The organism is Mycobacterium sp. H4Y, assembly GCF_000364405.1.
Taxonomy (GTDB): domain Bacteria; phylum Actinomycetota; class Actinomycetes; order Mycobacteriales; family Mycobacteriaceae; genus Mycobacterium; species Mycobacterium intracellulare.
This window is the reverse complement of the sequence record NZ_AKIG01000002.1, coordinates 633,027-653,812: the sequence shown is the minus strand read 5'-3', so window position 1 is coordinate 653,812 and position 20,786 is coordinate 633,027. Positions and strand designations below refer to the sequence as shown.

General features: G+C 68.9%; 24 protein-coding genes and 1 pseudogene. 16 read left to right on the top strand and 9 right to left on the bottom strand.

Translation table 11 applies throughout. The features are described from left to right. Positions 1–23: 23 nt before the first annotated feature. From tsaE to W7U_RS16835, 7 genes are all read left to right on the top strand, one after another. Entirely contained in the window at positions 24–515 is a 492-nt protein-coding gene (gene tsaE, locus W7U_RS16865; protein WP_036429481.1) for a tRNA (adenosine(37)-N6)-threonylcarbamoyltransferase complex ATPase subunit type 1 TsaE, read from the top strand. Next, on the top strand, positions 512–1,138 hold the full coding sequence (tsaB, locus tag W7U_RS16860) for a tRNA (adenosine(37)-N6)-threonylcarbamoyltransferase complex dimerization subunit type 1 TsaB (protein ID WP_008260196.1): 627 nt from the start codon (positions 512–514) through the stop codon (positions 1,136–1,138). Before tsaE ends, tsaB begins: the two co-directional genes overlap by 4 nt. Continuing rightward, on the top strand, positions 1,135–1,596 hold the full coding sequence (rimI, locus tag W7U_RS16855) for a ribosomal protein S18-alanine N-acetyltransferase (protein ID WP_008260195.1): 462 nt from the start codon (positions 1,135–1,137) through the stop codon (positions 1,594–1,596). Before tsaB ends, rimI begins: the two co-directional genes overlap by 4 nt. After that, positions 1,593–2,618 carry a tRNA (adenosine(37)-N6)-threonylcarbamoyltransferase complex transferase subunit TsaD gene (gene tsaD, locus W7U_RS16850; protein ID WP_008260194.1) on the top strand — a complete coding sequence of 342 codons (1,026 nt, stop codon included), beginning with the start codon at positions 1,593–1,595 and terminating at the stop codon, positions 2,616–2,618. The genes rimI and tsaD overlap by 4 nt, the downstream gene beginning before the upstream one ends. Positions 2,619–2,857: 239 nt before the next feature. After that, the gene (gene groES, locus W7U_RS16845; protein WP_007167930.1) at positions 2,858–3,160 is read left to right on the top strand and encodes a co-chaperone GroES; all 303 of its coding nucleotides are present in this window, start codon (positions 2,858–2,860) and stop codon (positions 3,158–3,160) included. A 95-nt stretch (positions 3,161–3,255) separates the two neighbouring features. Continuing rightward, the gene (gene groL / locus W7U_RS16840) at positions 3,256–4,878 is read left to right on the top strand and encodes a chaperonin GroEL (protein ID WP_008260188.1); all 1,623 of its coding nucleotides are present in this window, start codon (positions 3,256–3,258) and stop codon (positions 4,876–4,878) included. A gap of 134 nt (positions 4,879–5,012) precedes the next feature. Continuing rightward, entirely contained in the window at positions 5,013–5,675 is a 663-nt protein-coding gene (locus tag W7U_RS16835; protein ID WP_008260187.1) for a hypothetical protein, read from the top strand. Between the two features lie 95 nt (positions 5,676–5,770). Here the strand turns inward: W7U_RS16835 and W7U_RS16830 are convergent, their stop codons facing one another. Then, complete coding sequence (locus W7U_RS16830) at positions 5,771–6,343, bottom strand: TetR/AcrR family transcriptional regulator (protein ID WP_008260186.1); 573 nt, start codon at positions 6,341–6,343, stop codon at positions 5,771–5,773. A gap of 118 nt (positions 6,344–6,461) precedes the next feature. Here W7U_RS16830 and W7U_RS16825 point away from each other — a divergent pair, with 118 nt between their 5' ends. Beyond that, on the top strand, positions 6,462–7,406 hold the full coding sequence (locus tag W7U_RS16825; RefSeq protein WP_008260185.1) for an oxygenase MpaB family protein: 945 nt from the start codon (positions 6,462–6,464) through the stop codon (positions 7,404–7,406). A gap of 49 nt (positions 7,407–7,455) precedes the next feature. Here W7U_RS16825 and W7U_RS16820 read toward each other — a convergent pair whose 3' ends face one another. The 5 genes from W7U_RS16820 to W7U_RS16800 all read right to left on the bottom strand — a co-directional run bounded on the left by W7U_RS16820 (position 7,456) and on the right by W7U_RS16800 (position 10,664). After that, a complete protein-coding gene (locus W7U_RS16820) occupies positions 7,456–8,106 on the bottom strand; it encodes a DUF1345 domain-containing protein (RefSeq protein ID WP_008260184.1) in 651 nt (216 codons plus the stop codon). 22 nt (positions 8,107–8,128) lie between these two features. Next, on the bottom strand, positions 8,129–8,542 hold the full coding sequence (locus tag W7U_RS16815) for a hypothetical protein (RefSeq protein ID WP_008260183.1): 414 nt from the start codon (positions 8,540–8,542) through the stop codon (positions 8,129–8,131). Between the two features lie 55 nt (positions 8,543–8,597). Continuing rightward, the gene (locus tag W7U_RS16810) at positions 8,598–9,326 is read right to left on the bottom strand and encodes a superoxide dismutase family protein (protein WP_008260182.1); all 729 of its coding nucleotides are present in this window, start codon (positions 9,324–9,326) and stop codon (positions 8,598–8,600) included. Between the two features lie 70 nt (positions 9,327–9,396). Then, positions 9,397–9,876 carry a hemerythrin domain-containing protein gene (locus tag W7U_RS16805; protein WP_008260180.1) on the bottom strand — a complete coding sequence of 160 codons (480 nt, stop codon included), beginning with the start codon at positions 9,874–9,876 and terminating at the stop codon, positions 9,397–9,399. Beyond that, positions 9,873–10,664 carry a Rieske 2Fe-2S domain-containing protein gene (locus tag W7U_RS16800; RefSeq protein WP_008260178.1) on the bottom strand — a complete coding sequence of 264 codons (792 nt, stop codon included), beginning with the start codon at positions 10,662–10,664 and terminating at the stop codon, positions 9,873–9,875. Before W7U_RS16800 ends, W7U_RS16805 begins: the two co-directional genes overlap by 4 nt. Positions 10,665–11,099: 435 nt before the next feature. Here W7U_RS16800 and W7U_RS16795 point away from each other — a divergent pair, with 435 nt between their 5' ends. Together W7U_RS16795 and W7U_RS26510 are read left to right on the top strand one after the other, a co-directional pair. Beyond that, positions 11,100–11,597 carry a GreA/GreB family elongation factor gene (locus W7U_RS16795; RefSeq protein WP_008260175.1) on the top strand — a complete coding sequence of 166 codons (498 nt, stop codon included), beginning with the start codon at positions 11,100–11,102 and terminating at the stop codon, positions 11,595–11,597. Positions 11,598–11,605: 8 nt separating this feature from the next. Further along, positions 11,606–11,752, top strand: coding sequence for a hypothetical protein (locus W7U_RS26510; RefSeq protein ID WP_014381054.1), 147 nt, complete (start codon positions 11,606–11,608; stop codon positions 11,750–11,752). Positions 11,753–11,777: 25 nt separating this feature from the next. Here W7U_RS26510 and W7U_RS16790 read toward each other — a convergent pair whose 3' ends face one another. Beyond that, positions 11,778–12,080: a WhiB family transcriptional regulator gene (locus tag W7U_RS16790; RefSeq protein WP_008260171.1), complete on the bottom strand. Its 303-nt coding sequence runs from the start codon at positions 12,078–12,080 to the stop codon at positions 11,778–11,780. 363 nt (positions 12,081–12,443) lie between these two features. Here W7U_RS16790 and W7U_RS16785 point away from each other — a divergent pair, with 363 nt between their 5' ends. From W7U_RS16785 to W7U_RS16775, 3 genes and pseudogenes are all read left to right on the top strand, one after another. Beyond that, complete coding sequence (locus W7U_RS16785; protein ID WP_008260168.1) at positions 12,444–13,274, top strand: hypothetical protein; 831 nt, start codon at positions 12,444–12,446, stop codon at positions 13,272–13,274. Positions 13,275–13,364: 90 nt separating this feature from the next. Then, entirely contained in the window at positions 13,365–13,943 is a 579-nt protein-coding gene (locus tag W7U_RS16780; RefSeq protein ID WP_014381051.1) for a sigma-70 family RNA polymerase sigma factor, read from the top strand. Continuing rightward, positions 13,930–14,517 (top strand): annotated as a pseudogene (locus W7U_RS16775) (anti-sigma-D factor RsdA); the annotation flags it as partial. The gene W7U_RS16780 and the pseudogene W7U_RS16775, both read left to right, overlap by 14 nt. A 20-nt stretch (positions 14,518–14,537) precedes the next feature. Here the strand turns inward: W7U_RS16775 and W7U_RS16770 are convergent. After that, on the bottom strand, positions 14,538–14,951 hold the full coding sequence (locus W7U_RS16770) for a DUF5319 domain-containing protein (RefSeq protein WP_007773416.1): 414 nt from the start codon (positions 14,949–14,951) through the stop codon (positions 14,538–14,540). A 221-nt stretch (positions 14,952–15,172) separates the two neighbouring features. Between W7U_RS16770 and guaB the strand changes: the two genes are divergently transcribed. From guaB to W7U_RS16755, 3 genes are all read left to right on the top strand, one after another. Continuing rightward, the gene (gene guaB / locus W7U_RS16765) at positions 15,173–16,768 is read left to right on the top strand and encodes an IMP dehydrogenase (protein ID WP_008260154.1); all 1,596 of its coding nucleotides are present in this window, start codon (positions 15,173–15,175) and stop codon (positions 16,766–16,768) included. A 7-nt stretch (positions 16,769–16,775) separates the two neighbouring features. Beyond that, positions 16,776–17,903, top strand: coding sequence for a GuaB3 family IMP dehydrogenase-related protein (locus tag W7U_RS16760; protein ID WP_008260152.1), 1,128 nt, complete (start codon positions 16,776–16,778; stop codon positions 17,901–17,903). Between the two features lie 121 nt (positions 17,904–18,024). Beyond that, complete coding sequence (locus W7U_RS16755) at positions 18,025–19,773, top strand: GMC family oxidoreductase (protein ID WP_008260142.1); 1,749 nt, start codon at positions 18,025–18,027, stop codon at positions 19,771–19,773. 50 nt (positions 19,774–19,823) lie between these two features. On the opposite strand, the gene W7U_RS16750 is transcribed toward W7U_RS16755, so the two are convergent. Next, positions 19,824–20,726, bottom strand: coding sequence for a TauD/TfdA family dioxygenase (locus W7U_RS16750; protein WP_008260141.1), 903 nt, complete (start codon positions 20,724–20,726; stop codon positions 19,824–19,826). Between the last annotated feature and the right edge of the window lie 60 nt (positions 20,727–20,786).

The following is a 20,786-nucleotide window of genomic DNA, read 5'->3' as shown; positions in this document are numbered from 1 at the left end:
CGCCGCGCCCGGCTGCGCCGCGCTTGCGATCGCCGCGGGGTGAGGGCACCGCGACCTGCGAGCGCGTCGAGGACACGATCGCGTTGGGGACCCGGCTCGGTGAGCAGCTGCGGGCGGGCGACGTGGTGGTGCTCTCCGGTCCGCTCGGTGCGGGAAAGACCGTGCTGGCCAAGGGGATTGCCGCGGCCATGGACGTCGATGGCCCGGTCACCTCGCCGTCCTACGTGTTGGCGCGGGTGCATCCGCCGCGACGGGAAAACGCCCCGGCAATGATTCACGTCGACATGTACCGGTTGCTCGACCACACCGACAACCGGGGCGCCGACCTGCTCGGTGAGCTCGATTCGCTGGACTTGGACAGCGATCTCGACGACGCTGTCGTCGTGGTGGAATGGGGTGAGGGCCTGGTCGAGCGCCTCGCGGAACGCCACCTCGACATCAAGCTGGAGCGCCTCAGCGGGTCCGACGTGCGGATCGCGACCTGGCGGTGGGCCGACAGCGGGGCCGGTTCATGAGCACCCTCGTCCTTGCCCTCGACACCTCCACCCCGGCGGTGACGGCCGGCATCGTGCGGCGCGAGGACCTGTGCGTGCTGGCGCAGCGGGTCACCGTCGACGCCCGCGCCCACGCCGAACGCCTGACCCCGAATGTGCTTGCCGCCCTTGCCGATGCGGGGCTGGCAATGGCCGACCTCGACGCCGTCGTGGTGGGCTGCGGCCCGGGTCCGTTCACCGGCCTGCGGGCCGGGATGGCCACCGCCGCCGCCTACGGGCATGCGCTCGGCATCCCGGTGCACGGCGTGTGCAGCCTGGACGCCATCGGCGTGCACACCACCGGGGACGCGCTCGTGGTGACCGACGCCCGCCGGCGCGAGGTCTACTGGGCCCGCTACCGCGACGGCGTCCGGACCGGCGGACCGGGCGTCGATGCCCCCGCCGACGTCGACCACGGCGGCGCGCAGGCGGTGGCCGGCTCACCCGACCACGCGGCGATGTTCGGCCTGCCGGTGTGCGGTCCCGTCCACCCGGCACCGGCCGGACTCGTTGCCGCGGTGGGGGATTGGCGCGATGACCCGGCTCCGCTGGTGGCCCTGTACCTGCGTCGGCCCGACGCCAAACCCCTGGCGGCGCGGCAATGATCGCCGAGCCGGTGACCGTCGGGGCGTTGACGCGGGCCGACGCGCAGCGCTGCGCCGAGCTGGAGGCGCAGCTCTTCGACGGCGACGATCCGTGGCCGGCGGCGGCGTTCAACCGCGAATTGGCCAGTGCCCACAACCATTACGTGGGCGCTCGCGTCGGCGGAACGCTCGTCGGCTACGCCGGCATCTCGCGATTGGGCCGCACACCGCCCTACGAGCACGAGGTCCACACCATCGGCGTGGACCCCGCCTACCAGGGGCAGGGCATCGGCCGCCGGTTGCTCGACGAGCTGCTGACGTTCGCCGACGGCGGCGTCGTGTACCTGGAGGTGCGCACCGACAACGAGGCGGCCATCGGGCTGTACCGCAGTGTCGGGTTCGAGCAGATCGGTCTGCGCCGGCGCTACTACCGGGTCAGCGGCGCCGACGCCTACACCATGCGGCGGGAGGCGCTGTGACGACGATCTTGGCCATCGAAACCTCGTGCGACGAAACGGGAGTCGGCATCGCGCGGCTGGACACCGACGGCACCGTCACCCTGCTGGCCGACGAGGTCGCGTCCAGCGTCGACGAACACGTGCGGTTCGGCGGCGTGGTCCCCGAGATCGCCTCGCGCGCGCACCTGGAGGCGTTGGGGCCCGCCATGCGCCGCGCGCTGTCGGCCGCGGGCCTGGACAGGCCCGACATCGTCGCCGCCACCATCGGGCCCGGGCTGGCGGGCGCCCTGTTGGTGGGAGTTGCTGCGGCCAAAGCCTATTCGGCCGCCTGGGGGGTTCCGTTCTATGCGGTGAACCATCTGGGCGGGCACCTGGCCGCCGACGTCTACGAGCACGGGCCGCTGCCCGCGTGCGTGGCGCTGCTGGTCTCGGGCGGCCACACCCACCTGCTGCACGTGCGCTCGCTCGGCGAGCCGATCGTCGAGCTGGGCAGCACCGTCGACGACGCGGCCGGCGAGGCCTACGACAAGGTGGCGCGGCTGCTGGGGCTGGGCTACCCGGGCGGCAGGGTGCTCGACGAGCTGGCCCGCACCGGCGACCGCGACGCGATCGCCTTCCCGCGCGGCATGACGGGGCCGCGCGACGACCCCTACGCGTTCAGCTTTTCCGGCCTCAAGACGGCCGTGGCCCGGCACCTGGAAAGCCACCCGGACGCGGTGAACGCCGACGTCGCCGCCGGGTTCCAGGAGGCGGTGGCCGACGTGCTGACCCGCAAGGCCGTGCGCGCCGCGACGGACCTCGGCGTCTCGACACTGCTGATCGCCGGGGGAGTGGCCGCGAATTCGCGGTTGCGGGAGCTGGCGGAGCAGCGCTGCGCGGCGGCCGGCCTGACGTTGCGCATCCCCAGGCCCCGGTTGTGCACCGACAACGGAGCGATGATCGCGTCGTTCGCCGCGCATCTGGTGGCGGCCGGGGCGCCGCCGTCCCCGCTGGACGCGCCCAGCGACCCGGGCCTGCCGGTGGTGAAGGCGCAGGTCGGCTGATCGCTGAGGGCGAACACGCGGGGAGCAGCGGGGCCCCCTTGAGTGCTAGCACTCCCGTGTATAGAGTGCTAGGTGGCAATCGGCCACGCCCTGTGTCGGCACCCGCGACGACGGCGCTCGGGCATGGACGAATGCCGAACACCTGATAATTCGGCAGGTTCGGGCCCGCCCCGGACCGGCCACCAACTCCCGGTCCGGGCTCGTCCCGGACCCGACCCAAACACTGGAGGGCTCCAATCGTGGCGAAGGTGAACATCAAGCCACTCGAGGACAAGATTCTCGTGCAGGCCAACGAGGCCGAGACCACGACCGCGTCCGGTCTGGTCATTCCCGACACCGCCAAGGAGAAGCCGCAGGAAGGCACCGTCGTCGCAGTCGGCCCCGGCCGGTGGGACGAAGACGGCGAGAAGCGCATCCCGCTGGACGTCTCGGAAGGCGACACCGTCATCTACAGCAAGTACGGCGGCACCGAGATCAAGTACAACGGCGAGGAGTACCTGATCCTGTCGGCGCGCGACGTGCTGGCTGTCGTCTCCAAGTAAGAACCGTGTCCCGCCCCGGCGATCCCCGCGTCCGCGCGGGTGATTTCCGGGGCGGCATGCGTTAGAGCCTCAGAGCTGGGGCGTGAAGGAGCCTGATGAGCAAGATTATTGAGTACGACGAAACGGCGCGCCGCGCCATCGAGGCGGGCGTGAACACGCTCGCCGACGCGGTACGCGTGACGTTGGGCCCGCGCGGCCGGCATGTGGTGCTGGCCAAGGCATTCGGCGGGCCCGCGGTCACCAACGACGGTGTCACCGTCGCGCGGGAGATCGACCTGGAAGACCCGTTCGAGAACCTGGGCGCCCAGCTGGTGAAGTCGGTGGCGACCAAGACCAACGACGTCGCCGGCGACGGGACCACCACGGCCACCGTGCTGGCCCAGGCGCTGGTCAAGGGCGGCCTGCGCCTGGTTGCGGCCGGCGCCAACCCCATCGAACTCGGTGCGGGAATCTCCAAGGCCGCCGACGCGGTGTCCGAGGCCCTGCTGGCGTCGGCCACCCCGGTCTCCGGGAAGGAAGCGATCGCCCAGGTGGCGACCGTGTCGTCGCGCGACCAGCTCCTCGGCGAGCTCGTCGGCGAGGCGATGACCAAGGTCGGCACCGACGGCGTAGTCAGCGTCGAGGAATCCTCCACGCTGAGCACCGAGCTCGAGTTCACCGAGGGCGTCGGCTTCGACAAGGGCTTCCTGTCGGCGTATTTCGTGACCGACTTCGATGCCCAGCAGGCCGTGCTGGACGACCCGGTGATCCTGTTGCACCAGGAGAAGATCAGCTCGCTGCCCGACCTGCTGCCCATGCTGGAAAAGGTCGCCGAATCCGGCAAGCCGCTGCTGATCATCGCCGAGGACATCGAGGGCGAGCCGCTGGCGACCCTCGTGGTCAACTCGATTCGCAAGACGCTCAAGGCCGTCGCGGTCAAGGCGCCGTTCTTCGGCGACCGCCGCAAGGCGTTCCTCGAGGATCTGGCGATCGTGACGGGCGGCCAGGTGATCAACCCCGACGCCGGCCTGCTGCTGCGCGAGGTCGGCACGGACGTGCTGGGCTCGGCCCGCCGCGTGGTGGTCAGCAAGGACGACACCGTCATCGTCGACGGCGGCGGCGCCAAGGACGCGGTGGCCAACCGCATCAAGCAGCTGCGCGCCGAGATCGAGTCCACCGACTCCGACTGGGACCGCGAGAAGCTGCAGGAGCGGCTGGCCAAGCTGGCCGGCGGTGTCGCCGTGATCCAGGTGGGTGCCGCCACCGAGACCGCGCTCAAGGAACGCAAGGAGAGCGTCGAGGATGCCGTCGCGGCCGCCAAGGCCGCCGTCGAGGAGGGCATCGTCGCGGGCGGCGGCTCGGCGTTGCTGCAGACCCGCAAGGCGCTTCAACAGCTGCGCGGCTCGCTGACCGGTGATCAAGCGCTCGGCGTCGACGTCTTCTCCGAGGCGCTGGCGGCCCCGCTGTACTGGATCGCCACCAACGCCGGGCTCGACGGTGCGGTGGCGGTGCACAAGGTGACCGAGCTGCCCAACGGCCACGGGCTGAACGCGGACAAGCTCACCTACGGTGACTTGATCGCCGACGGTGTCATCGACCCGGTCAAGGTCACCCGCTCGGCGGTGCTCAACGCGGCGTCGGTGGCGCGGATGGTGCTGACCACCGAGACGGCGGTCGTCGACAAGCCGGCCGAGGAAGCCGATGACCACGGCCACGGCCACGGTCATCACCACCACTAGGCGACTAGACACGGAACACCCCCGGCGAAACCGGGGGTGCTTCGTTTTTGGAGGCAATTTCTGGCGTCGCACCTAACCGCCCAAAAGGCTGCATCGACATCGAATGTAATTCTGGTTCAGGTAAGTTGCGGCAAGTGAACTCGCAGGGGCGATTGGTGCCGCGGATCCTGCTGACTCTCGTGCTGACCTTGTCGGCCGCGGGTTGCGGCAGTGGCACATCGGATTCAAGTAAGACCACGACTGCTACGACGGCCTCGACCGCATCCGGCGCCCCCACCCAACGCATCCTTTCCGAGAAGGCGCTCACCGAGGCGCTACTTGGCGTGCAGGACCTTCCTGCCGGGTACAGCCAAGACCCTCCCTCGGACAGGTCGGTCGACAAGACATTCTGCGACTACAAGCCGGCCTTCCAAGAGAAAAGCTATGTGAAGCGGGACTTCACCAAGGGAGGTGGCCTGTCCGCTGAATTTCTCAAAGTCGGGTTGCGCCAGTACGCCGACGCCGATCAAGCTAGAGCGTCGTTCAAGTCCTTAACCGATGCCCTCGCAACCTGCACGGGCGAAACCTACAACGGTTCCAATCTCACTTACGCGCCGATGTCCGCGCCAAAGGTCGCCGCTGGCTCAGTCGGAGTCAAGATCACTGCCGATGGCGCCAGCCTGCTTTCGTTCTTCGCGGTCGATGGGCCTGTCCTCATCAATACTGGCGGTGGCGGATTAGTGAATGCCAACGCCGACGAGGTCATAAAAACCCTGGAATCCCAAGTTAAGAAGTACGAAGCATTGGCGAAGTCATAGCCAGCTTATGCTTCCGAAGCTCGATGTGCGGACCGCCGCATGACCCGGGGTAAGTCTCTCGATTCTTCCGCCCCGGCGCCCCGGGGTGTTTTCCTTCAGGGCTCGGTGCGGCCCGCGGCCAGCAAGCCGGCGGACGCGAACTTCAGGCCGGCCCGCAATTCGTCGAGCCGGATGGGATCGTCCGACTCGATGTAGCGCATGGTCGTCGCCACGGCCATGTTGAAGAACAACCACACCAACGCGCTGGGGCTGAGCTCGTCGCGGTATTGGCTGCGGTAGTGATTCATGTGCAGCGTGGTCATCGCCAGCAGCGTGGCGTTGAGTCCCGAGACCTTGTCGAACGTGCGGACGTGGTCGGGCCGTTCGGCGAGGTAGCGGATCAGCCGACGGTTGGCGATGGTGTAGTCGATCAGGATGTCGATCGATGACTCCATCGCCGACTCCGGCCGGTCGAGGGTGATCCCCCTGAGCATGTCCTCGATTGCGGGAGCCTGCTCGGCGGCGAGCCGTTCGATCGCCGCGTTGATGATTTGTTCCTTGTCGGCGAAGTACTGATAGATCGAGCCCTTGCTGACGCCGGCCTTCTCGGCGATCAGGTTGGTGGTGATCTGCTCGGGCGCGTGCTGGCGCAGCAGCAATGTTGTCGACGACACGATTTTCGCGACCATCTCGCGAGAGCGTGCTTGCTGCGGCGCTTTTCGGCGCCTTGAGCTGGACTTTGCGGTGCCCACATGAACTCCTAACGCGACTTGAACGCGACCTTACGGTCACATTAGCGTCGGCGCCATGACCGCAAGTCCCGAAGTCGATGTCCGCCGGCACTCCGAGGACCAACAGGACGCAGAAGAGATCGAACTCGTTCCGCCGGAATCGCTGACCGCCGAGCACACCGGGCGCTGGACATTCCTCATCCTCGAGGGCGCGGCGTTCATGATGCAGGCCATGCACCCGGTCATCGCCGAAATCACCGGCCGCTACTCCGCTGCCTTCCACGGGGACCCCGGCGGCCGCGCGATCCGTTCCGTCGACTCGGTCCTGCGCTGGACCTATGGCGGCACCGAGGCCAGGGCGGAAGGTGACCGCGTCCGTGCGATGCACCAGCCGATCACCATGAAAAGCGCCGAGACCGGTAGGCAGATCAGCGCTTTGAATCCCGAGGCCTATCAGTGGGTGATCGCCACCGGCTACATCGTCAACGCACAGGCCGGGCGGTTGTTGATCGGGCGCGAGTTCACCGAGGCCGAGAAAGAGGAGCTGCTGCGCGACAACCGCCGGCTGGCCCGGCTGCTCCACGTGCCCATGCGCGGCTATCCCGAGTCGCAGCAAGAGATGGCCGACTATTTCGAAGCGATGATCGACACGCTGCGGGGCACGCCCCAGGCGCTGCAGCTGATGGAGGACATGAAAACCGGCAGGGTCGACGTGCCGCCGTCGTTGCCGAAAGCGCTGGCGCCGTTGGTGCGGGCCGCGGTGCTGCCCGCGCTCCGGCTCAACTACCTGTCCGTCGTGGGGTTGCTCGACCCGCGTCTTCGCGAAAAGCTCGGCGTCACTTGGAGTCCCAAGGAGGAACGTCAACTCATCCGCGTGTACACCGCGATCCGCACCGCCTACCGCGTGCTGCCCGACCGGCTCACCTACTTCCCGCTGGCGTATCACGCCCGCAAGCACCACCAGTGCCTGGAGAAGATGAAGCAGCGTCAAGAGAAGTCGTTCGCCTATCACCTTCGGTGACGTTTCCGGATAGGTCTGTGGCGCAACGCGTTCCACTCGACCGCACGCGTCAGAACTTGGCGCCCAATCCCGCGATCAGGTTGATGGTGACCGCCAGGACGACCGCGCCGAGCAGGTAGGACAGCAGCGCCTGGCGCAGCACCGTGGCCCTGATGGAGGTCAATCCGATCTCGGTATCTGACACCTGATAGGTCATGCCGACCGTGAAGGCGACATACGCAAAGTCGCGAAAGCGCGGCGGCTCCGGGTCGTGGAAGTTGATTCCGCCCGGTTCGTCCGAGTAATACAGCCGCGCGTAGTGCACGGTGAACAGCGTGTGCACGGCGAACCAGGACGCCGCGACGGTCAGGATGCCGACGACGGCGGCTTCCACGGCGCCGGGACCCGAACGCGACGCCGCGGCGACCACGTAACCGACCCCGCCCAGGCTCGCGACGCTCGCCGACACGATGACCGCGTCGGATGCCCACCGGGTGGGATCCTCCCGGGTCGCATATTCGCGGGTTTGATCGGCATCCATTCCGCCCAGGATGAGCCGCGTCCACACCACGTAGACACCGGCGGTGACGATCCAGCCGGCCAGCGCGAACCGCCAGCCGACCGTGTTGCCCACCCCAAGGGCGACGGCGACTCCGAGCACGGCGGCCACCGCTATCCGCGCCCCGACCGTGTCGCGAAAGAAGTCGGCGAGGGGTTTCACAATCCCGACCTAAGCACGATCCTCAGCGCCCGACGAGGACCCCGACGATGACGATGCCGACGCCCACCACCACCGCCAGCGAGAGCGACACCAACCCGAAGCTGACAAAGCTCTCCTTGGCGGCCGAGGCCTCAAAGTCGCCCGCCGCGATGGGCGCGAATCTGCGACCGGCGCCCCACACCGCCGCGAACAGCGTCGTCAACCAGTTCGCGTAGGCCGCGTACACGATGAGCGCGACCGCCGCGATTCCCCACGCGTGGGCCAGGTGGATATGTGGCCACAGCAGACCGAGCAACACGAGGAACATGCCGTTGAGCAACGCCTCGAGGTGGCTCGACAACCCCATGCGCGCGTTCTTCAGTGCGGGCACCGCCAGCCCGGTGAGCAGGCCGAGCAGAAACAAGACCAGACCCAGGGTGAACAGCGCGGTCTGCATCTCAGAACAGTAATTCGCCGCCGCGGGGCGGGCGCCGTTTTTCGGGCCTAAAGGGTCAGCGGGTTCCCGGGGGCAGGCTCGGCGGGGTCGTCACGGTCGTGGTCGGCGTGGACGTCACGGCCGGGGTGCTGGTGACCGTGACCGTGCTCGTGCTGGTGCTGATCGATGGCGGGGGCACCGCGACGGTTGTGGTGCTGGTCGTGACGCTGGTGGTCGACGAGGTCGTCGTCGCCGACGCCGCGGCGATCACGCCGCAGGCGATGCGCTTGTTCGACTCGGCGGTCGGGCTGGTGCCCAAGTTGTCGACACTCTGGTGCAGGATCAGCGCGCTGCCCGAGCTGCTTCTCAGGTCCGCGGCGGTAAACGAGTTGCTGGTGGTGACCAGTTTCGCCGAGCCGTCGGAGCGCACCTGCAGCGCGGTCAGGTCTCCGCTGGCGGGGTAGCCCGTGTGATCGGCCGCCTGGTAGACGCTTCCCGCGGAGTCGAAGTCGCCCTCGCATTTGCCGACCGAATGGATTTGCAGCCCATGGAAACCGGGGCTCAGCACCTGGTTGGGGCCGGCCTCCACGGTCACCGTGGCGTAGCCGTTCGCGAATTCCAAGGTCGCATTGGCGACCGGAATCCCGTCGGCGGTCTTGAGCTGGGTGGTCAGCCGCTCCGCGCCCGGGGCGGGGCTGGTCAGCGGCGACGTATTGGGTTGGCTGCCCTGCTGGTTCGCGCAGGCGGCCAGCGGTGCGAGGGTCGCGGTGAGCGCCGCGACCGCGAAGGATGCGCCCTTGTTCATGGGCGGTGCCTACCCAATTCGCCGATTTCAAAAACGGGCACGCCTCGCCGCAGCGCCAGATCCCCGCCCGTCACAGCGAACTGAGCAGGGCCGCGCGGCCGCGGACGCGGAGCCGGTTGAGCGTCGACCCACGCAGCCGGGCGATGCGCTCGATCATTCGGTTGCCGAGGCGCTCGAGCATGTCCTCGCTCAAATCTATTGGGGCCGGGCATAAGTCGCGTTCCTCCTCGCTGGCATGGGCATCGAGGACGGTGACGAATGAGCGCCATTCGTCTTCGTAGTCCGGCGCGGTCGGCGACGTCCGAAGGAGCACCGCCAACTGATCCCAGACCTGGCGATGCTCCGCATGGGCGATCGCGACGAGTGTGCTCGCCGCCGACACGGCGGGGTAGAACAGGTCGTCCTCGATCCGCATGTGGACGTCCAGCTCAATCAACAGCTCGTCGAGGGCGACTTGGCGCTCGTCGGCCTCGGGCGGTATCGCTGTGATCCTCTCGCAGAGTCCGCGTAAAACTCTGTGGTGCTCGAACAGCACGTCGTAGGCGTTCACTGCGCGACTCCGCGCACCTCGATCAGCCCGTCGCGGATCCGCACCGGATAACTCGGCAGCGCCGCTGTTGCCGGTCCGCGCAACACTTCTCCCGATTCGCACGCGAACCTGGAACCGTGCCAGCGGCAAACGATTCGATCGCGGTCGATCCAGCCGTCGTTCATCGGCGCGCCCAGGTGGGGGCAGTGCTCGCCGACGGCCAACACCCGGCCTTCGTTGCGATAGAGCACCACGCCGACGCCGGCCACCTCCACACGCCGCGGCTGGCCATCCAAGGACGCGACCGCCAGCACCGGTGTCCACCGGTCTCCGCTCAGCCGGGCGCCGGAGCGGTCAACCCCGGTGCCCGATGCGAACACCAACGTGCCGCCGAGGTAGCCGGCGCCGAGGGTGAGGCCGTAGCCCAGCGCGCTCGCCGCCATCCCGCGCCGGTGCCGCCCGCCCCGGCGGTCCCACCATGACGCCGCGTACAGGCCCGTCGCTATGGCGTTGAGGGCGCCGTGGACGAGACCGATTCGACGCGATTGTTCGTGGGTGTGCTGCCAATCCGTCAGTCCGGTGGCGGCCGCGCCGACGCTGCCGGCGAGCCCGACGCCCAGCGCAAACCTCGACGCGTCGTGCAGCGGCGCGGCGCGGCGCGGCAACACGCTGACCGCATCCATTGCGACCGTCGTCGTCAGCGCTCCCATCGGAATCGACGTCAGAGCCGGATGCAGCGGATGACCGAGCCAGGTGCCGTGCAAGAAATTGCTGATCCGATCCCGGTGCCGACCCGCCGCGGCGAACACGAAGGTCAGAGCGTGCTCGAGTCGGTAGCTCGGCCGATCCAGCCACGCTTGTCGTCCCAGTGTGGTGCGCCCATGTGCCACGGTGCATCCCCTTCGGGTGCGAGGACCGGCGCGGCGCAACGCGTCTCGACGCCGCGTCGGCTATAGACCGCGGCTGGCCCGCCGCGTCCATGTCTGGTTCACGGACTGCGGATGCGAATCGTTCATTCGACGGCCGGCCGGGCCGTGCGGCGGCGATGACATTGTCGGGGCTCGACAACGAGCCCCCTCCCCGTTGTCCGGTGGGGGCAAGCGCCGGCGCGACGGGTCACGCGACCATGGAATCAGCGACGGACGAAGACTTCGCCCCCCGGGCGACCCGAGTCGTCAGGGGCGGTGCACCGGCCCGCCCGCCCCTGGCGGCAACCCCTCCGACACGAAAGGACGCCACGCGCCATGACCACCATCCAGCGCATCCGGATGACGCCTCAGGACTACACCCGATTGCACGACGAACTGGCCGGGCTGCGTTCGCGCCGCGGGGCCGAGGTTCCCGACGACCTCATGGACTACAACCCGAATCGCCGTGCGCGCCAGTCCGTGTGGCGCGCGCGCATCTGCGAGATCGAGGGCCTGCTGTCCCACGCGGTCGTCGTCGGCGAAGGGGCGGCCTTTGACCCCGTCGCCGAAGCGGGCATGGTGTTGACCATCCGCTACGACGACACCGGCGAGACGGAGACGCTTCTGCTCGGCCGGCCGTGCCCCGAGGCCGCCGGCATCAAGGCCTATTCGATGGCGTCCCCGCTGGGTCGCGCGATTGCCGGCGCCCGCCCCGGCGACCAGCGTTTCTACGCCATCCCGGGTGGGACGGGGCGGTCCGTGACGGTGCTGAGGGCCCTGCCGTACGAAATGCATGCGGCGAAAAGCCTTGGGCCACAGGTGGTCTTGCGATGATGCAGACGATGGAAGCAACCATGCCCGCGGAGAAGGCGAAATCGCTGTTCACCCAGCGTGATTCGGCGCACGTTCCGGACAAGCAGATCCACCGCTGGGAAGGCGAGGGTGGCGCGGAGTACCTGCCCAGGTCGCGTCGACGGCCGGAATACTAGGCCGCCGCCCGCGAAGGACGATCGGTCAGGCGCTGCGGCGGATGCCGCGGCCGAGGTCACCCTTGAGCAGGAGGTCGCGCTCGGATTCCGACAGGCCGCCCCACACCCCATAGGGCTCGCCGACTTCGAGGGCGTGCGAACGGCATTCCTGGATCACCGGGCATTGCCGGCACATTTCCTTGGCGCGTTGCTCGCGTTGCATGCGGGCGCGCCCGCGCTCGCCGTCGGGGTGGAAGAACATTGCTGAGTCAACGCCGCGGCACAAGCCCTGCAGTTGCCAATTCCAGATGTCGGCGTTGGGTCCAGGTAGCTGCTCCGGCTGTGGCATTGGTTCGTTCCCTCTCTGCACGGCCCGCCCACGTGCGGTCGGGTTCGCGAAAGCGATTGTGTGCAACTTAAATTAAGCGGAGTGGAGTCCCCGATGACTACCCGTCGTGTGTAGACGTTAGGGGCGACGGTGAATTTCCGTCAATAGCCACTTAGCCCGGCAAAGTATGTGTCCTTTGGTGCAAAATTAACGTTGCGTTCATCTCGAATGAAATGGCGCCTCCGACGGGGCGCTACCAGGCGGTTGTCCGAAACGTGATTTCCCAGCTCAGCGCCGACCGCGCCCGCGGGCCGAATTTATCCATGGGCTATAGTGATTAACTGTTCGGTAACAGGAAGACCACAAACTGTTTACTACATCATTGTGATTGAAACTCGTCACACTTCCTTGATTGGGCGGCGGTTGGCCGACGCCGCGTTCGGAGACGGGCCCGGCGACTGGCCGCTGCCGTCGGCGACGACGCCGGCGCAACTGTGGCTGCGCGCCGTCGCGGCCGGGGGACAGGGGCGCTACGGCGCCGCGCAGCGCGACCTCGCGGCGCTGCGGCGCGCCGCGCCGGCCGGCCGGCTGGCCTCGCTGGGCATGAGCACGCAGGGATCGTTCCTGCGCCAGCTCGGTTGGCACACCGTCGCGCGACGCTGGGACGGGCGCGCCCTGGCGCTGGCCGGCGCCGATCCCGAGGCGGGCGCCGACGCCCTGATCGGGCTGGCGGCCGACGCGCTGGGCGTGGGGCGTTTCGCGGCCGCGGCGGCGCTGCTGGCGCGCGCCGACCCGCTACTGGCAGCCACGGACCCCAAAACGCCCGTGCCCGACCGGATTCCGGTGCGCCGGCGGTGGGTGGCCGCCGAACTCGCGATGGCCCGCGGCGAGGGTGACGTCGCCGTCCGCCATGCCGGCGAGGCGGCGGAGCTGGCGGCGGCCATGAGCGTCCCGTCGGCCCGGCACCGAGTCAAGAGCGAGGTGGTGCTGGCCGCCGCGCTGTGCAGTGCGGGAAACATCGAGCGCGCCCGCGCGGTCGCGGACGCCGCGCTGCAGACCACCGGCCGGTTAGGTCTGCTCCCGTTGCGTTGGGCGTTGGCGTGCTTGCTGATCGATATCGAAAGCGTCACGTTTTCGGCACAGCAACTGCACGAAATCCGGGATGTCTGCGCAGGCCAGGTGCGGCACGCCGGTGGAACGTGGCGTTCCGCTTGAATCGGGCCCCCGCCCGTTATTGTCATTTCGTTAGTTAGCCCAGTTGGCCCGCGATGTGTCCGGTTCGTAACGTTAGGGATATCACCGTCGATGACAATTCCAGCAGGGGAACGTCTCGATGCCGTGGTCGCCAAGGCCGTCACCGGAGACCACGGCGCGCTGAGGGAGGTGCTGGAGACCATCCGTCCGATCGTCGTGCGATATTGCCGGGCCCGCGTCGGCACGGTCGATCGGGGTGGCCTGTCAGCGGATGACGTGGCGCAGGAGGTGTGCTTGGCGACCATCACGGCGCTGCCCCGCTATCGCGATCGCGGACGCCCCTTCCTCGCGTTCCTCTATGGCATCGCGGCCCACAAGGTCGCCGACGCCCATCGGGCCGCCGGTCGTGACCTCGCCTATCCCACCGAATCGATTCCCGAACGGTGGTCGCCCGACGCGGGGCCCGAACAGCTTGCCATCGAAGCCGATTCGGTGAGCCGGATGAGCGAACTGCTCGAAATCCTGCCCGCCAAGCAGCGCGAGATCTTGATCCTGCGCGTCGTCGTCGGCCTGTCCGCCGAGGAGACCGCGGCCGCGGTCGGCAGCACCACGGGGGCGGTCCGAGTTGCCCAGCACCGCGCGTTGTCGCGGTTGAAGTCCGAGATGATTGCGGCAGGTGACTGTGCCTGAATCCCTGGATGAATTCGCCCGCACAGACCTGCTCCTCGATGCGCTGGCCCAGCGCCGGCCGGTGAGCGTCGAGGACCCCGACGTCGACGTGCTGACCACGATGCTCGAGGACTGGCGCGACAACCTGCGATGGCCGCCGGCCAGCGCGCTGGTGACGCCCGAGGAGGCCGTCAACGCGCTGCGGAAAGGACTGGCCGAGCGCCGGCGGGGCCGTCGCGGCCTGACCGCCATCGCCTCGGTCGCCGCCGCGCTGATCGCGCTCAGCGGTTTCGGGGCCATGGTGGTAGAGGCCCGTCCCGGCACCCCCCTGCACGGGCTGCACGCGATGTTCTTCGACCAACCGCGGGTCCACGAAAAGCAGGAAATGCTGGCCGCCAAGGCCGACCTGGCCAAGGTGCAGGAATCGATCGACCGCGGCGAGTGGGAGCAGGCCAAGAATCAGCTGACCGACGTGAGCAGTTTGGTGCAGTCGATCGACGACCCCGTCGCCAAGCGGGAGCTGATGAATCAGCTGAAGCTGTTGAACGCCAAGGTCGAATCGCGCAACCCGAACGCGACGCTGCCCTCGTCGGCGGCTACGCCGGGTGCGCCCAATCAGTGACGGCGGTGGAAGCCGTCGGCGTCTGACGTCGCCTCGTTGAGCGAGGCGTCGGCGTAGCCCCGGCAGTAATCCCACGTGACGTAGGCGTCCGGCTCGGGGTCATAGGCGGGCTCGTGCGGGCGCACGGTGCCGTCGATCAACAGCTGCAGCAGGTTGGCCCGCAGCATGTCCCAGTCGTGGTAGTGATCCTGCTGACACTCGTCGCAGCAGACGACGAGCCCGCGAATGCCTTTGTGCGCCAGCAACGCTTCGTACACCGCCAGATCCGCGAGGTCGGCCTCGACGGCCATCCGCTCCTGCTGATCCAGGGGCTGGCCCGGCTCGACGGCTTCCAGTGCCGCCGACGGATCACAGGGGTCGTCGGCGAAAGGATCGGGCGGCAAACCCGGTGGGAGGTGGTCGCGCACGCCCCTAGCCTACGCAGCCCGGTCGGGATAACGCCAGCAGGGAGCTGCCCGCCGTTCCCGTTCCGTTCGGGGTGTGCGGCGCGCCCCGAGCAAGCGAACTCTCACGCTGTGCCCGATTGGCCGGCTTCCTCCTCGCGCCGTCCCGGCGCGCATCGTCACCCGGCGAAGGGGAGCCGATAGGATGGGTTTTCTCACGCCGCATCGTATGGAGGGCCCCACTGATGACCCGTGGCACGTCCCACCTGGAAGCCAGCTCTGACCTCGTCGGCAGTCCGTATGTGCGGGTCGGCGGCCTGGTCGATGACCCGGTGCCCACGGGGGGCGACAACCCGCACAAGATCGCGATGCTGGGGCTGACCTTCGACGACGTCCTGTTGCTGCCCGCGGCCTCCGACGTGGTCCCCGCCACCGCCGACACGTCCAGCCAGCTCACCAAGAAGATCAGGCTCAAGGTGCCGCTGGTGAGCTCGGCGATGGACACCGTCACCGAGTCGCGGATGGCGATCGCGATGGCGCGCGCCGGCGGCATGGGTGTGCTGCACCGCAACCTGCCGGTCGCCGAACAAGCCGGCCAGGTCGAGATGGTGAAGCGCTCCGAGGCCGGCATGGTCACCGATCCGGTCACCTGCCGCCCGGACAACACGCTGGCCCAGGTCGACGCGCTGTGCGCGCGGTTCCGCATCTCCGGCCTGCCGGTGGTCGACGAGTCGGGCGCGCTCGCCGGCATCATCACCAACCGCGACATGCGGTTCGAGGTCGACCAGACCAAGAAGGTCGCCGAGGTGATGACCAAGGCCCCGCTGATCACCGCGCAGGAGGGGGTGTCCGCCGACGCGGCGCTGGGCCTGTTGCGGCGCCACAAGATCGAGAAGCTGCCGATCGTCGACGGCCACGGCCGGCTGACCGGGCTGATCACCGTCAAGGATTTCGTCAAGACCGAACAGCACCCGCTGGCCACCAAGGACAGCGACGGCAGGCTGCTGGTCGGCGCCGCCGTCGGCGTCGGCGGCGACGCCTGGGTGCGGGCGATGATGCTGGTCGACGCCGGGGTGGACGTGCTGATCGTGGACACCGCGCACGCGCACAACCGGCTGGTGCTCGACATGGTCGGCAAACTCAAGGCCGAGGCAGGCGACCGCGTCGAGGTGATCGGCGGCAACGTCGCCACCCGGTCGGCGGCCGCCGCGCTGGTCGCCGCCGGCGCCGACGCCGTGAAGGTGGGCGTGGGGCCGGGGTCGATCTGCACCACCCGGGTGGTCGCGGGCGTCGGCGCGCCGCAGATCACCGCGATCCTGGAGGCCGTCGCCGCCTGCGGGCCGGCCGGGGTGCCGGTGATCGCCGACGGCGGGTTGCAGTACTCCGGCGACATCGCCAAGGCGCTGGCCGCCGGGGCGTCGACGGCCATGCTGGGCTCGCTGCTGGCGGGCACCGCCGAGGCGCCCGGCGAGCTGATCTTCGTCAACGGCAAGCAGTTCAAGAGCTACCGCGGCATGGGGTCGCTGGGGGCCATGGCGGGCCGGGGCTCCGGGACCGGAAAGTCGTACTCCAAGGACCGCTACTTCGCCGACGACGCGCTCTCCGAGGACAAGCTGGTGCCCGAGGGGATCGAGGGCCGGGTGCCGTTCCGCGGCCCGCTGTCCTCGGTGATCCACCAGCTGACCGGCGGTCTGCGCGCGGCGATGGGGTACACCGGATCGTCGACCATCGAGGAACTGCAGCAGGCCCAGTTCGTCCGGATCACGGCGGCCGGGCTGCGGGAAAGCCACCCGCACGACGTCGCGATGACGGTCGAAGCCCCCAACTACTACGCGCGCTGAGGCCCAGATGGTCGAGATCGGGATGGGCCGCACCGCCCGTCGCAGCTATGAACTGAGCGAAGTCAGCATCGTGGCGTCCCGGCGCACCCGGTCGTCGCAGGACGTGTCGACCGCCTGGCAGCTCGACGCCTACCGGTTCGAGATCCCGGTGCTGGCGCATCCGACCGATGCGCTGGTGTCGCCGGAGTTCGCGATCGAGCTGGGCCGCCTCGGCGGGCTGGGCGTGCTCAACGGCGAGGGGCTGATCGGCCGGCACGCCGATGTCGAGGCCAAGATCGCCCAGCTGGTCGAGGCCGCCAGCAAGGAGCCCGAACCCTCGGCGGCGATCCGGCTGCTGCAGGAATTCCATGCCGCCCCGCTGAACCCGGACCTGCTGGGCTCGGCCGTCGCCCGTATCCGGGAGGCCGGCGTCACCACCGCGGTGCGGGTCAGCCCGCAAAACGCCCAGGCGCTCACCCCGGTGTTGCTGCAGGCCGGCATCGACCTGCTGGTCATCCAGGGCACCATCGTCTCGGCGGAGCGGGTCGCCAGCGACGGCGAGCCGCTGAACCTGAAGACCTTCATCTCCGAGCTCGACGTGCCGGTGGTCGCCGGCGGCGTGCAGGACCACCGCACCGCGCTGCACCTGATGCGCACCGGCGCCGCCGGCGTCATCGTCGGCTACGGCGCCACCCGGGGCGTGACCACCAGCGACGAGGTGCTCGGCATCAGCGTGCCGATGGCCACCGCGATCGCCGACGCCGCCGCCGCGCGCCGCGAATACCTCGACGAGACCGGCGGCCGGTACGTGCACGTGCTGGCCGACGGCGACATCCACACCTCGGGCGAGCTGGCGAAGGCCATCGCCTGCGGCGCCGACGCGGTGGTGCTGGGCACCCCGCTCGCCGAGTCGGCCGAGGCGCTCGGCGAGGGATGGTTCTGGCCGGCCGCGGCCGCGCACCCGTCGCTGCCGCGCGGGGCGCTGCTGCAGATCGCCGTCGGTGAACGCCCGCCGCTGCGGCAGGTGCTGGGCGGGCCGTCCGACGACCCGTTCGGCAGCCTCAACCTGGTCGGCGGCCTGCGCCGGTCGATGGCCAAGGCCGGTTACTGCGACCTCAAGGAATTCCAGAAGGTCGGGCTGACCGTCGGTAGCTAGCTCGTCATCGGCGAGTGCCCGGCCAGCCGGGCGCCGGACGCCGACCGCCCGGCCAGCCGGGCGCCCGCGCATCGGCGGAGGCCGCTGGTTTGTTACCCGCGAGTAAGGCCATACTGGTGCGATGAAGCCGGATTACGACGTACTGATCATCGGTTCGGGTTTTGGGGGCAGCGTCAGCGCATTGCGGCTGACGGAAAAGGGCTACCGCGTCGGCGTCCTCGAGGCCGGACGCCGGTTCGCCGACGAGGATTTCGCCGAGACGTCCTGGGATCTGCGCAAGTTCCTGTGGGCACCGAAGCTGGGTTGCTACGGCATCCAGCGCATCCACCCGCTGCGCAACGTGCTGATCCTGGCCGGCGCCGGCGTGGGCGGCGGCTCGCTGAACTACGCCAACACGCTATATGTGCCGCCGGAGCCGTTCTTCAAAGACCAGCAGTGGTCGCACATCACCGACTGGCGCGACGAGCTGATGCCGCACTACGACCAGGCGCGACGCATGCTGGGCGTGGTGGAGAACCCGACCTTCACCGACGCAGATCGCGTCGTCAAGGAGGTCGCCGACGACATGGGCTGCGGCGACACGTTCGTGCCGACGCCGGTCGGGGTGTTCTTTGGCCCCGACGGCACCAAGGCGCCGGGCAAGACCGTGCCGGACCCGTACTTCGGCGGCGCCGGACCCGAGCGCACCGGCTGCCTGGAGTGCGGCTGCTGCATGACCGGGTGCCGCTACGGCGCCAAGAACACCCTGCTGAAGAACTACCTCTATCTCGCGGAATCGGGTGGGGCGCAAGTCATTCCGATGACGACGGTGAAGCGGTTCGAGCAGCGCCCCGACGGGCTGTGGGAGGTCCGCACGGTGCGCACCGGCAGTTGGCTGCGCCGCGACCGGCGCACCTACACCGCCAAGCACCTGATCCTGGCCGCCGGGACGTGGGGCACCCAGCACCTGCTGTTCAAGATGCGCGACGAGGGCCGGCTGCCCCGGCTGTCCAACCGCCTCGGCGTGCTGACCCGCACCAACTCCGAGTCCATCGTCGGGGCCGGGCGCCTGGAGGTCTCTCCGGATCTGGACCTCACCCACGGGGTGGCGATCACGTCGTCGATCCACCCGACGCCCGACACCCACATCGAGCCGGTCCGCTACGGCAAGGGTTCCAACGCGATGGGGCTGCTGCAGACGTTGATGACCGACGGACCCCCTGGGCCCGGAGGGCCCGATGGGACGTTCGTGCCCCGCTGGAAGCAGTTGCTGGACACCGCCCGTGCGGATCCGCGCGGAATGCTGCGGCTGCTCAACCCACGCCAGTGGAGTGAGCGCACCATGATCGCGCTGGTGATGCAGCACCTGGACAACTCGATCACGACGTTCACCAAACGCGGCAAGCTCGGCATCCGCTGGTACACCAGCAAGCAGGGCCACGGCGAGCCGAACCCGACGTGGATCCCGGTGGGCAACGAGGTCACCCGCCGCATCGCCGCCAAGATCGACGGCGTGGCCGGCGGCACCTGGGGCGAGCTGCTCAACATCCCGCTGACCGCGCACTTCCTCGGCGGCGCGGTGATCGGCGACAACGCCGACCACGGGGTCATCGACCCCTATCACCGGGTCTACGGCTACCCGACGCTGTACGTGGTGGACGGCGCGGCGATCTCGGCGAACCTGGGCGTGAATCCGTCGCTGTCCATCACCGCCCAGGCCGAGCGGGCCGCGTCGCTGTGGCCGAACAACGGCGAAAACGACCGGCGGCCTGCGCAGGGCGAGCCGTATCGCCGGCTGGATCCGATAGCGCCGGCGCACCCGCGGGTGCCCCTCTCCGCCCCGGGCGCGCTGCGCTGGTCACCGGTCGATCCGGTCAGCTCGGTCTCGTGACGATCGCGAGCGCGGCGTAGCCGGGCGCTGCGGGTCGTCACCATCGGGCGCTAGCTCGCCAGCACCTCGAGCGGTGTGCCGCTGACCACCCGGCTGCGCTCGCCGCGCACGTTGACCGGCACATCGCCCATCAAGGTGATGCGGTGCATGAGCCGGGGCTGGTCGTCGTAGTCGTCGATGGCCCGGTGCTGGGTCGCGCGGTTGTCCCACATGGCGACGTCGCCCGGCGCCCAGGCCCAGCGAATGGTGTTCTCCGGCATGGTGATTCGCCGCTGCAGTAGCTCCAGCAGCACGCTCGACTCGTGGTTGTCCAGGCCCACGAAGCCGCGCACGAAATCGCCGGCCAGCAGCGCGCGTTCACCGGTCTCCGGGTGCACCCGCACCACGGGATGTTCGGTGCGGAAGTCGGGCTTCTCGAAGGCTTGCCGAAACGCCCGCTGCGCGTCGCTCATCGACAGAACCGCCTCGGTGGACACGTAGTCGTAGCGGTTGGTGTGCAGCGCCCAGAGGTTTTCCACCAGGTGCTTCAGCGGCTCCGGCAGATGCTGGTAGGCCGCCACGGTGGAGGCCCACAGCGTCGAGCCGCCATAGGAGGGCAGGGTGACGGCCCGCAGGATCGAGGCCGCCGGGTAGTTGGCGGCGAACGTCACGTCGGTGTGCCAGCGGGTCGCCTTGCCGTACTCGGAGTCGATCGGCGTGATCACCGGCATGTGCTTGGCGGCCAGGGCCGACGCGGCCGGGTGGCCGATGGGGGTGCCCAGCAGGCGCGCGAAGTCGAGCTGCTGCTCGTCGTCAAGGTGGTGCTGGTGGCGAAAGAAGACGACCTTGTGCGTTAACAGCGCCCGGCGGATCGTCTCGACCGCGGCGTCGTCGAGGTGGCCGCCGAGGCTGACGCCGTCGATTCGGGCCCCGATGCGACTTCCCAGCTTGGTGACGGTGATTTGAGCAGTCATGTCGTGTTCCTCGAGTCAAAACGGGTGTAGTCAAGCGACTACGTTTGATAGTGTAGTCAG

Bases quoted from the DNA above. Each gene is read 5' to 3' on its own strand.
- W7U_RS16815 (WP_008260183.1), bottom strand. From the start codon at position 8,542: ATGCAGACCGCGCTGTTCACCCTGGGTCTGGTCTTGTTTCTGCTCGGC.
- W7U_RS16750 (WP_008260141.1), bottom strand. From the start codon at position 20,726: ATGACTGCTCAAATCACCGTCACCAAGCTGGGAAGTCGCATCGGGGCC.
- W7U_RS16790 (WP_008260171.1), bottom strand. From the start codon at position 12,080: ATGCCACAGCCGGAGCAGCTACCTGGACCCAACGCCGACATCTGGAAT.
- W7U_RS16795 (WP_008260175.1), top strand. From the start codon at position 11,100: ATGACCACCATCCAGCGCATCCGGATGACGCCTCAGGACTACACCCGA.
- W7U_RS16755 (WP_008260142.1), top strand. From the start codon at position 18,025: ATGAAGCCGGATTACGACGTACTGATCATCGGTTCGGGTTTTGGGGGC.
- W7U_RS26510 (WP_014381054.1), top strand. From the start codon at position 11,606: ATGGAAGCAACCATGCCCGCGGAGAAGGCGAAATCGCTGTTCACCCAG.
- groL (WP_008260188.1), top strand. From the start codon at position 3,256: ATGAGCAAGATTATTGAGTACGACGAAACGGCGCGCCGCGCCATCGAG.
- W7U_RS16830 (WP_008260186.1), bottom strand. From the start codon at position 6,343: ATGGTCGCGAAAATCGTGTCGTCGACAACATTGCTGCTGCGCCAGCAC.
- W7U_RS16825 (WP_008260185.1), top strand. From the start codon at position 6,462: ATGACCGCAAGTCCCGAAGTCGATGTCCGCCGGCACTCCGAGGACCAA.
- W7U_RS16810 (WP_008260182.1), bottom strand. From the start codon at position 9,326: ATGAACAAGGGCGCATCCTTCGCGGTCGCGGCGCTCACCGCGACCCTC.
- W7U_RS16780 (WP_014381051.1), top strand. From the start codon at position 13,365: ATGACAATTCCAGCAGGGGAACGTCTCGATGCCGTGGTCGCCAAGGCC.
- tsaB (WP_008260196.1), top strand. From the start codon at position 512: ATGAGCACCCTCGTCCTTGCCCTCGACACCTCCACCCCGGCGGTGACG.
- W7U_RS16760 (WP_008260152.1), top strand. From the start codon at position 16,776: ATGGTCGAGATCGGGATGGGCCGCACCGCCCGTCGCAGCTATGAACTG.
- rimI (WP_008260195.1), top strand. From the start codon at position 1,135: ATGATCGCCGAGCCGGTGACCGTCGGGGCGTTGACGCGGGCCGACGCG.
- guaB (WP_008260154.1), top strand. From the start codon at position 15,173: ATGACCCGTGGCACGTCCCACCTGGAAGCCAGCTCTGACCTCGTCGGC.